Raw genomic sequence first — 7,884 nt, 5'->3', positions numbered from 1 at the left:
CCCGGGGGCAGAAGAAGAGCTACGAGGTCCTGCCCGCGGGCCGCGCCGAACTGGCCCGCTGGACCTCGGCCGCCCAGGACCCCAAACCGCAGCGGGACGTCCTTCTGCTGCGGCTGCGTGCCGCCGCGGTGGTCGGCACGGCGGGCCTGGAGGCCGACCTGCGCCGCCATCTGGAGCTGCACCAGAGGCAGTTGGCCGGCTACGAGGAGATCGAGCGGCGTGACTTCCCGCCGGACCGGGACGCGCCGCAGGACCGGCTGCGCCATCTGGTCCTGCGGGCGGGCATCGACCTGGAGACCTTCTGGACCCAGTGGCTCACCCACGCCCTGAAGGAGTTCGCCGAACTGCCCGGCGAAGCACGGGGATCAGGGCCGGGCCCGGAACCGGAGCCGGACGCGGAACCGGAACCGGATCCGGACCTGGAACCGGACCCGGAAGCCAACCCGGAACCACATCCGGCGAACGGCGCGTCCGGCTGAGGACCGCGGTCCGCTCAGAGCCGGTACGGCTTCGAGCGGCGGCGCAGGAACCAGGCGGCGGCGATGACGCCGGAGCCCACCAGAGCCGCCCCGATGCCCACGGTGAGCGGGCCGTAGTCGCGGGCCGCGCCGCCGACGCCGCCCATCACGCCGCGTGAGGGCGCGGACTTGGACGTCGAGGAGGTCGTGGGGACGCGAGGCGCGGCAGCAGCCGCGGAGACGATGACGGACTGGGTGCCGGCGGTGGAGCCGTTGGAGCAGACCACGACCACCGTGTACGTCCCCGGGCTCACTCCGGACCACGCCGCGGACTGGCTGATGGTCGTGCCGGACAGGGCCACCTGCCGCCCCTGGGCGAAGTTAGCCTGGCGGCTGCCGAGGAGCGAGGCGTTGCCCCAGCTGCCGTTGTTCAGCGTGCACGAGCTGGTGACGACCGAGACCGTGGACCCGGTGGTGCTCACGGAGATTCCCGAGGCCGCGGTGGACGGCGCGGCCAGTGAGGCCGGGAGCGCGGCGGCAGCCGCCAGGGTCAGGCCGGAGCGGAGAAGAAATCGGGAGTTTCGCATTGGCTGGCCTCCGGCGGCACGGTTGGCGGTACGTCCCATGCGCCGCCGAGGGTCGGGAAACGTCCGTGCTGCCTCAGATGCAGCAAAAGCGTCCCCGGCCCGGGCCGCACCCGGGGTGCACCCGGCCAGGTGACGGATTCCTCCGTCCGGTGCAGGCCGGCTTGCCGAATGCGCCCGTTGCCCCGATGCCGTCCTCGGACCGTCGCGCCCGTTGCCCCGATGCCGTCCTTCAGCCCGTCACGCCCGTGGTCACGGTCCGCTCCGCCGAGAACCCGCCCCAGGTCCCGTCCGGCAGCCGCGCCCGCAGGCGCACCCGGTGCTCGGCCCCCGCGTCCTGCCCGACGTAGAAGCTGTAGCGGGCCCGGCCGCGCGGCGGGTCGCCGCCCCACACCAGAGAGGTGGTCGCGGCGCCGTCGAGCCGGATCTGGTACTCCGTGATCACCCCGTCCACGCGCGGCGGATCCCAGGACAGATCGAGGTAGTACGCCCCGGCCGAGCGGTGGGTCGTCGCCGTGAAGCCGGTCGGCGCGGTGTCGCGGCCGTCGTCGGAGCCCGGCGTGGTGAGGCGGACGGGCGCGCTCGCGGGCGAGAGGTTGTCGGCCGCGTCCCGCGCCCGCACGGTGAAGACGTACCGGGTGCCGGGGCGAAGCCCGGTGACCACGGTCGCGGTCTGGTTCCCGCCGACACGGTGGATCTTCGCACCGCCCTGGTAGATCTCGTACGACACCACGCTCCGGTCGTCGCGGGAGGCGGCCCAGGACAGCTGGACCGCCCGGCTGCCGACCGCCCGGCCGGCCGGCTGCTGCGGGCGGGTCGGGGCCGAACGGTCGGCCGCCACCATGGCAGGCGTCCGCGCCCGCACCGCGCGACTCGGCGGCCCCAGACGGCCGTCCGCGTCCCGGGCCCGCACGGTGAACACATACACGGTGGACGGCCTGAGCCTGGTGACGTCCACCATGTGTTGCGAGCCCGGTACTTCCGTGACCCTCGTGGGGCCGCGAAACACCTCATAGGCGCGGACCCCGGGCCCGTCCGGCACCATGTTCCACATCACATGCACGCTCGTGGCGCTCCCGGCGGCCGCGGTGACGCCCGTCGGAGCCCCCGGCGCCCGGCCCTCGTCCTGGTCGGCCGCACCGCTCCAGCCGCAGGACGGGAGCAGCAGGACAGCCACGCAGACCAGCGCGGGCGGAAGGGGAACGCGTCGCACGGCTCTGCCTCCCGGGGGACGGCATCACGGCAAAGGTCCGGACCAATATGACCCGACTGGTGCGGCCGGGGCAAGGGGGCCGTGTTGGTGACTCGCGGGGGGAGTTACGTATGCTGAGGTCTCCCTGTGGCCGAACTCGCCAGGAAACCAGGGGAGTTCGCGCCAAGGCGCGGAACGCTGTCGTCGCCGGAACCGCGCCGACGCGGGCGGCCGGGGGCGCTTGGGCCTGACGCCGGCTCAGGCCCCCGGCCCCTGCTGTCCCCTGGCGGGATGTCCGGGCGATGCTCCATCCGGCCCCATCGGGGCGGCCGTTCCCGTATGCCTGTATCGAAGTAGGCATAATGTCCGGAATGTCCCCTAGGGGAGGGTTTCTCAGAGTGCGTGTTCAGTCGCTGACGCTGGCCGCGGCCGGCGCCGCCCTGCTCGCCCCGACGGCGCTTTCGGCCGCAGCCGCCCCGCCGAATCCGGCGCCCGTCGCCCGCGGCAAGAGCCCGGTGACCGCTGCCGACCTGCTCGACCGGGTGCACACCTGCACAAAGGTCTCGCGGGGCCGCTACCGCACCGACGACGGTGCTGCCGCCACCGTCTCCGTCTGCGGCACCAGCGGGGCGGTGTTCTGGAAGGCCGATCTGGACGTCGACTGCGACGGGCGGCCCACCGCCCGCTGCAACCGCAGGGTCGACCCGTACTTCACGGCCGCCACCGCCTACCAGCAGTCCGACGGCCGTCATCTGAGCGCCGAGCACCTGCCCTACATCGTGATTCCGGCGCCCAGTGGCCTCTGGAACCCCCGGGCGCAGGGCATCGGCGGCGGCTCTCTGGCGGCCGTGATCTACAAGGGCCGGGTCCAGTACGCGGTCGTCGGTGACACCGGTCCCCGGGATCTCATCGGCGAGGCCTCCTACGCCACCGCACGGGGCCTCGGAATCCGGTGCGATCCGCGGCTCGGCGGAGCGGCTTCCGGTGTCACGTACATCGTCTTCAAGCACACGCGGGTCACGCCCATCGAGGACCGCAAAGCAGCGGCGAGAGAGGGAGAGCGGCTGGCCCGGCTGCTCGTCGGGCGCCGATGAGAGCGGGACGGGTACCGTCTCCCTCCTGCCCGCCAGGACGGGGCGGGGCGCGGGCGAGGGCCCGTGGGCGGCGGTCTCACACCTTCCGGTAGCTGTACGCCTCCACGGCCGCAGCCTCCACCGCGTCCAGGTCCGCACCCGTGGCCGCCGTGACGACCGCGGCCACCGCACCCTCGACGAACGGCGCGTCCACCAGCCGTGCACCGTCCGGAAGTTCGTCACCCTCGGCGAGCAACGCCTTCACGGTGAGCACCGCGCTGCCGAGGTCGGTGAGCAGCGCGACCCCCACACCCCGGTCCACGGAAGCGGCTGCCGCGCAGATCAGCTCGGCGCTGGTGCCGAGCCCGCCGCCCTCGGTGCCGCCGGCCGAGGCGACCGGCACCCCCGCGGCCCCGCCCGCCAGCCCCTTCGCCAGCTCGGCCACGGAGGTGGCGACCTCCGCGCTGTGCGACACCAGCACGATGCCGACCCGCTTGTGTTCACCCACCTCAGGCTCCCGCCGCCGCTTCTTCGAGCCCGGCGACCAACAGGGCCGAGGACGTGGCTCCCGGATCCTGATGACCGATGCTGCGCTCCCCGAGGTAGCTGGCCCGGCCCTTGCGCGCCTGCAGGGGGGTGGTGGCCACCGCGCCCTCCTCGGCGGCCGCCCGTGCGGCGGCGAAGCCGTCGCCGAGCGCGTCCACGGCCGGGAGCAGGGCGTCGACCATGGTCTTGTCGCCGGGTGCCGCCCCGCCCAGCGCCATCACCCCGTCCACGCCCGCTCGCAACGCCTCGGCCAGCTGCTTCTCGCTGACCTCGGGGGCATCCCCGAGCGCCTTGCCGGCCCGGCGCAGCAGCGTGCCGTACAGCGGCCCGGACGCTCCGCCGACCGTCGAGATCAGCCGGCGCCCGGCCGCGGTCAGGACGGCGCCCGGCGTGTCCGGCGCCTCCTCTTCCAGCGCGGCCATGACGGCGGCGAAACCGCGCTGCATGTTGCTGCCGTGGTCGGCGTCCCCGATGGCCGAGTCGAGGGCGGTGAGCCGCTCCGCCTCCCGGTCCACGGACGCGGCGGCTGCCGTCATCCAACGGCGGAAGAAATCGGCGTCGAGCACTGGATCTCCTTGCGTGGTAGGGATGTTGGCCGCTTCGTCCGCCCTGTCACATCCCCCAGCGCAGCGCCGGGGTCTTCACCGGCGCGTCCCACAGCCGCAGCAGTTCCTCGTCGGCCTGGCACAGGGTGACCGAGGCGCCCGCCATGTCGAGGGAGGTCACGTAGTTGCCGACGAGGGTGCGGGCCACGGCCACGCCCCGCTCGGCGAGCACCCGCTGCACCTCGGCGTTGAAGCCGTACAGCTCCAGCAGCGGAGTGGCGCCCATGCCGTTGACCAGGACGAGCACGGGATTGCGCGGGGGCATGTCCTCCAGGATGGCGTGCACCGCGAAGTCGGCGATCTCCCCGGACGTCATCATGGCCCGCCGCTCCCGGCCCGGCTCGCCGTGGATGCCGATGCCCAACTCCAGCTCTCCGGAGGGCAGATCGAAGGTCGGGGAGCCCTTGGCCGGGGTGGTCACGGCGGTCAGCGCGACACCGAAGCTGCGGGAGTTCTCGTTCACCTGGCGCCCCACGGCCTCCACCCGCTCCAGCGGCTGTCCCTCGGCCGCGGCGGCCCCCGCGATCTTCTCCACGAACAGGGTCGCACCGGTGCCGCGGCGCCCGGCCGTGTACAGGCTGTCGGTGACCGCCACGTCGTCGTTGACCAGTACCTTCGCGACCTGGATGCCCTCGTCCTCGGCGAGTTCGGCGGCCATGTCGAAGTTGAGCACGTCACCGGTGTAGTTCTTCACCACGAACAGCACGCCGACCCCGCTGTCGACGGCGGCCGCGGCCCGCGCCATCTGGTCCGGCACCGGCGAGGTGAACACCTCTCCCGGACAGGCCGCCGAGAGCATCCCCGGGCCGACGAATCCGCCGTGCAGCGGCTCGTGCCCCGACCCGCCGCCCGAGACGAGCGCGACCTGCCCGGCCACCGGAGCGTCCCGGCGTACGATCACCCGGTTCTCCACGTCCACGGTCAGGTCCGGATGAGCCGCCGCCAGACCCCGCAGCGCATCCGCCACCACGGTCTCGGGGACGTTGATCAGCATCTTCATCTGTATCTCCTAAGAAGCCTAGCAGTGCGTCTCTGACCTGTGTTTTCCCTGGTCAAGCTGGGTGCGGCCGGTCACTGACCCCGGCGGAACGACTGATGCTGAACCAAACGGCGACCTTACTGACGGGTCATCAGGCAACTCGGGGTCTGCTTGATGACAGACGAAGGGAGTCCTGTTCCTCAGTATCGGCCCTGGGGCAGCGAAGGTCATCCTCCGTCGCCCACGAGAGTCGGTGCCGTGTCCGGGCGCAGTCGTGTGTACGGATGGCCGGGTGAAGGTCCTGCTCCGCGACGCCCGCGGCCGGCGTCTGCGGGCTCCGGGCGAAGCCGGGCGCCATCGCCACGGCCGGCGCGAGCGTCCAGTCGCGCGCCCCGGCGTCGAGGGCGACTGCGGCGAACGCCGACGAGTCTGCGGCGCACGGCCATCCCGGGGGCGGCCCCGCGGCTGCCGCCGGTGCGGGTGCGCGGGCGTCGGCCGGACCGGGTCACAGGCCCTCGGGCAGTCGGCGCCGGGCCGCGACGACCACGACACCGCCGATGACAGCGAGACTCAGCAGGGCGATGCCGAAGACGGTCGCGCCGTCGGTCAGCCCGATGGTGTCGCTGAGGTAGCCCGCGGAGACCGGCAGCAGCCCGGCGGGGAGGTAACCCCCCACGTTGAGTGCGGCGTTGGCCTCTGCGAGCCGCTGCGCGGGAACGGCCGAGTTGAGCAGGGAGAGCCCCCCGAGCTGGCCCAGGCCCTGACCGGCCCCGGCCAGCAGCGCGGAGGCGATGAGCACGGGGGCGGACGCGCTGTGCACGGCGGTGACGAGCGCGGCCATGCCGAGGGCGGTGGCGGCCGCTCCGGCGGTCAGGACGCTGCGTCCGGGCAGCCGCTGTGCGGCGAACTGCACCCCGGTGGCGGTCAGGAACATGGCGAAGGCCATGGCCCCGGCGACGATCCGGCCGGTGGTGCCGAGCAGGCTGGAGAGCAGGGAGGGGCCGAGCGAGAGGACGAAGGACGTCGCGGTGATGCCGGGGGCGAACACCGCGATGCCGAGGGCGAGTCGAAGGCCGCTGCCGCGCGGCACGGCCGGCACGCGGATCCAGGGGCCCGAGGCCGGCGCCGCGGGCCGCGGCACGGGCATGCGCAGCACGGCGAGCACCGCCGTGGCGAGCAGCACCGCCTCGACGACGAAGACGGTGACGGTGGGGCCGGGCAGGGTCTCGGACAGGATGCCGGCCAGGAGCGGTCCGAGACCGGCTCCGAAGACCATCGCGCAGGAGGCGAGCAGGGCCGCCAGCCGCCTGCGGGCGGGGCCTGCGACGTCGCTCACCGCCGCCATGCCCGCCGAGACGACGGCGCCCACGGCGACACCGGTGAACAGCCGGGCGACGATCAGGGCCGGCACGGTGGACGCCGTCGCGAAGACCAGACAGGCGGCCAGGGCGAGGCCGAGGGCGGGCAGTAGGACGGGTCTGCGCCCGAGCCGGTCGGACACCACACCAGAGACGAGCAGGGATCCGATCAGGCCGACGATGTAGAAGGCGAAGACGACGGTCAGGGTGCCCTTGGAGAACCCGATGTCGCGCTGCCACAGCACGTACAGCGGCGTCGCCGCGTTGGACAGGACGAAGACGGCGGTCACCGGCCAGGCGGCCAGCCACACCCACCAGGTCGGAGCGTCCGGGCGGCCGGGCCCGCTCCTCGCCCGCAAGGGCGCCGTTGTTCGACTCTCGGGCATGACAGATCCCCTCCACGCATGCACGACGCGTGCTCGTCAGTACGAGTTTTCTCGAACATAACATCCTGTACGATCGAAGTCGTACAAGGGATTTCAGGTCATGAGGAGCTGCCCATGCCGTCGACGACGCGCGCCGTGCGGGCGCAGGCACCGGCCGTCAAGGTGCTGCCGGAGCCCGAAGGGTTGCCCGAACCGCTGCCGGAACCGGCGGTCGAGGACCTGCGCCTGGAGAGCGTGCTGGCCGCGCTGAGCGATCCGCTGCGCCTGGTCATCGTGCGCAAACTCCTGCTGGAGTCCGAGCGGTTCGACCACACCTGCGGCTGGTTCGGCCTCGACCGTCCCAAGTCCTCCCTCACCCACCATTTCAAGGCGCTGCGCGAGGCCGGCGTCACCCGGCAGCGCCAGTACGGGCTGGAGCGCCGCAGTCAGGTGCGTGTCGGGGACCTGAACGCCCGCTTCCCCGGCCTCCTGGACCTGGTCGCGGCCTGGACGCCGCCGGAGGGGACCTGAGCCACTGGGCTCCGAAGCATGCGGATCTCCGTTTCTGGAGCTTTTCGCCCTGACCTGCACCGATGCGCGGATTGGGTCGCTTCGTAGGAGCATGTGGAACCAGCGCAGCCCAGGCGCGCCCACCCCGGCAGCCGTCAGCATTGATGTCAGCCCGGCCTGTGTAACTGCCAGTGACCATGGCTGGGCAACGTAT

8 protein-coding genes and 1 pseudogene are annotated in these 7,884 nt (G+C 72.9%); 3 read left to right on the top strand and 6 right to left on the bottom strand.

Annotation, left to right across the window (positions count from 1 at the left end; genetic code table 11):
• Window positions 1-479: pseudogene (locus AB0H32_RS45040) on the top strand (hypothetical protein); the annotation flags it as partial.
• A gap of 14 nt (window positions 480-493) precedes the next feature.
• On the opposite strand, the gene AB0H32_RS45035 reads toward AB0H32_RS45040, so the two are convergent.
• Together AB0H32_RS45035 and AB0H32_RS45030 are read right to left on the bottom strand one after the other, a co-directional pair.
• A complete protein-coding gene (locus tag AB0H32_RS45035; RefSeq protein ID WP_361134470.1) occupies window positions 494-1,045 on the bottom strand; it encodes a hypothetical protein in 552 nt (183 codons plus the stop codon).
• 229 nt (window positions 1,046-1,274) lie between these two features.
• Window positions 1,275-2,255 (bottom strand): fibronectin type III domain-containing protein, encoded by a 981-nt coding sequence (locus tag AB0H32_RS45030; protein WP_361134467.1) that lies wholly within the window; start codon window positions 2,253-2,255, stop codon window positions 1,275-1,277.
• Between the two features lie 377 nt (window positions 2,256-2,632).
• Between AB0H32_RS45030 and AB0H32_RS45025 the strand changes: the two genes are divergently transcribed.
• The gene (locus AB0H32_RS45025) at window positions 2,633-3,328 is read left to right on the top strand and encodes a glycoside hydrolase family 75 protein (RefSeq protein ID WP_361134464.1); all 696 of its coding nucleotides are present in this window, start codon (window positions 2,633-2,635) and stop codon (window positions 3,326-3,328) included.
• A gap of 76 nt (window positions 3,329-3,404) precedes the next feature.
• Here AB0H32_RS45025 and AB0H32_RS45020 read toward each other — a convergent pair whose 3' ends face one another.
• The 4 genes from AB0H32_RS45020 to AB0H32_RS45005 all read right to left on the bottom strand — a co-directional run bounded on the left by AB0H32_RS45020 (window position 3,405) and on the right by AB0H32_RS45005 (window position 7,181).
• Entirely contained in the window at window positions 3,405-3,815 is a 411-nt protein-coding gene (locus AB0H32_RS45020) for a PTS fructose transporter subunit IIA (RefSeq protein ID WP_361134461.1), read from the bottom strand.
• Between the two features lies 1 nt (window position 3,816).
• On the bottom strand, window positions 3,817-4,419 hold the full coding sequence (gene dhaL / locus AB0H32_RS45015; protein WP_361134458.1) for a dihydroxyacetone kinase subunit DhaL: 603 nt from the start codon (window positions 4,417-4,419) through the stop codon (window positions 3,817-3,819).
• A gap of 46 nt (window positions 4,420-4,465) precedes the next feature.
• The gene (gene dhaK / locus AB0H32_RS45010; protein ID WP_361134455.1) at window positions 4,466-5,458 is read right to left on the bottom strand and encodes a dihydroxyacetone kinase subunit DhaK; all 993 of its coding nucleotides are present in this window, start codon (window positions 5,456-5,458) and stop codon (window positions 4,466-4,468) included.
• A gap of 484 nt (window positions 5,459-5,942) precedes the next feature.
• Window positions 5,943-7,181: an MFS transporter gene (locus AB0H32_RS45005; RefSeq protein ID WP_361134452.1), complete on the bottom strand. Its 1,239-nt coding sequence runs from the start codon at window positions 7,179-7,181 to the stop codon at window positions 5,943-5,945.
• 114 nt (window positions 7,182-7,295) lie between these two features.
• Between AB0H32_RS45005 and AB0H32_RS45000 the strand changes: the two genes are divergently transcribed.
• Complete coding sequence (locus AB0H32_RS45000; RefSeq protein WP_361134449.1) at window positions 7,296-7,691, top strand: helix-turn-helix transcriptional regulator; 396 nt, start codon at window positions 7,296-7,298, stop codon at window positions 7,689-7,691.
• The last annotated feature ends 193 nt before the right edge of the window (window positions 7,692-7,884 follow it).

The sequence above is a fragment of the Streptomyces sp. NPDC020362 genome (assembly GCF_040642095.1).
In the GTDB taxonomy this organism is placed as follows: Bacteria; Actinomycetota; Actinomycetes; order Streptomycetales; family Streptomycetaceae; genus Streptomyces.
This window is presented reverse-complemented; position numbering and strand designations above follow the sequence as displayed.

Excerpts from the sequence above, each read along its gene's own strand:
- AB0H32_RS45005 (WP_361134452.1), bottom strand. The coding sequence starts at position 7,181 with ATGCCCGAGAGTCGAACAACGGCGCCCTTGCGGGCGAGGAGCGGGCCC.
- AB0H32_RS45000 (WP_361134449.1), top strand. The coding sequence starts at position 7,296 with ATGCCGTCGACGACGCGCGCCGTGCGGGCGCAGGCACCGGCCGTCAAG.
- AB0H32_RS45035 (WP_361134470.1), bottom strand. The coding sequence starts at position 1,045 with ATGCGAAACTCCCGATTTCTTCTCCGCTCCGGCCTGACCCTGGCGGCT.
- dhaK (WP_361134455.1), bottom strand. The coding sequence starts at position 5,458 with ATGAAGATGCTGATCAACGTCCCCGAGACCGTGGTGGCGGATGCGCTG.